This is a genomic window from Longimicrobium sp. (assembly GCF_036387355.1).
Taxonomy (GTDB): domain Bacteria; phylum Gemmatimonadota; class Gemmatimonadetes; order Longimicrobiales; family Longimicrobiaceae; genus Longimicrobium.
Genome location: NZ_DASVTX010000490.1, coordinates 1 through 1,670, shown reverse-complemented (window position 1 = coordinate 1,670; position 1,670 = coordinate 1). Strand labels below are relative to the sequence as shown.

Here is a 1,670-nt window from a genome sequence, read left to right as displayed (position 1 = left end):
CAGTTCATCCACGCCCCCATGCTCCCCTGGGTGAGCGACAACGCGGCGGCGCTGGCCAAGATCCGCGGGCTGATGGAGACGGGAAAGGGCAAGTACTACGTGCACTGCGGGTTGGGCCGCGACCGCACCAACGTGGTGCGGCGGCTGGTGGAGGCGGGGGGGATGCAGGTGGCCACGTCGGGCGACCTGCAGCACGCCAGCACCTTTGCCGACCGCATGCGCGAGCCGGTGGCCGAAAAGCGCGACATGCAGCGCGGCGCCCTGCGGGAGCTGGAGCCCGGCGTGTGGCTGATCCCGCACCCGAACCAGTCGGAGCTGTCGGGCTACATGCTGGCGGGGCAGGTGCGTACGGTGGTGCTGCTGCTGGACCCGTCTGACCCCGAGCAGCGCGCCTGGCGGGATGAAGAGGAAAGGGCGTTCCGCACGTCGTCGGTGCAGTTCGTGGAGCGTCCCGTGGTGCGGGGTGAAACGGATCGCCTGGCCGCCATCGCGGCGGAGGTGCGCGCGCTGCCGCACCCTGTGGCGGTGGTGGCGCCGCGGACGCCGTACTCCAACGGCGTAGCCTATCAGGGCACGGAGGCGGCGGTGGGCTTCATGCAGGCGTACAAGCGGCTGTCGCGCTCGGCGGCGGCCGGGGCGGCGCGGTGAGCGGCGCGGCCGGCATTCCCGTGGCGGCGGACGGCGCGCACGTGGTCGCGGCGCCCGCGCCGCGCCGCGGCGGGATGCGGCGCGAGCTGTTGCGCAAGTCGTTTCACATGAGTTCCATGGCGCTGCCGCTGTTCGCGTGGGCGGCGCCGCGGACGCTGGGGCTCGCGGTGCTGCTGCCTCTGGCGGTGACGGCGGTCGTGGTGGATTCCGTCCGCCTTCGCTTTCGCGGGCCCAGGTACCTGTTCCTGCGGGCCACGCGCACCATGCTGCGGCACCACGAGCGGCGCGGGTTTGCGGGGGCCACCTACATGGCGGTGGCGTACGCCGCGGCGCTGGCCGTCTTTCCGCAGCCCATCGCCGTGGCGGGGATGCTGTACAACGCGCTGGGCGATGCCATGGCGGCGCTGGTGGGCAAGCGCTTTGGGCGGCACCGCACGGCGTGGGGCAAGAGCTGGGAGGGGTACGCCGCGGGAATGGCGACCAGCCTGGCCGTGGGCTTCGCGGTGCCGGGCATTCCCCCGGCCGCCGCGGTGATCGGGGCGGTGGCCGCATCCACCCTGGAGTTCCTGCCGCTGCCGCTGGACGACAACGTCCGCGTGACGCTCGGCGGTGCGCTGGCCTGCTGGCTCGCCGCCACGCTGCTCTGACGCGCTGGACGGACGTCGCAAGTCGAAACGATGCAGAAGGGCGGGTGCCGCGAGGCGCCCGCCCTTGCTTGTTTAGCGAACAGTCGGAGGTAGTGGAGTGGGCAGGCTGGAGGCGGCGCCCACGGCCCTGCCAAGCGACTGAAGTCGCCGCAACAACGGCTGAAAGCCTCACGGTACTCCTGTGAGGCTGCACCTGCTCGGGTGATCAGTCCGGTTGCGGACCCATGTCTCCCTGAGCGGATGAATCCGCCGCTCCAGGAGCGGGAAGCCCCGGCTCGTGGCCGCTGACGCGTCCACGATCGGGGCTTCAACCGACCCGGCGGATGGCTCGGCGGGGTGGTGAGGTGGGTCTGGCTCCAGCCCGGCTGAGCGACT

General features: G+C 72.2%; 1 protein-coding gene and 1 pseudogene. Both read left to right on the top strand.

Features of this window, described 5'->3' with window-relative positions; translation table 11 throughout:
- Positions 1-648, top strand: a pseudogene (locus VF665_RS20980) (hypothetical protein); the annotation flags it as partial.
- Positions 645-1,295 (top strand): hypothetical protein, encoded by a 651-nt coding sequence (locus VF665_RS20975; protein ID WP_331055420.1) that lies wholly within the window; start codon positions 645-647, stop codon positions 1,293-1,295. The pseudogene VF665_RS20980 and the gene VF665_RS20975, both read left to right, overlap by 4 nt.
- Positions 1,296-1,670: the final 375 nt, after the last annotated feature.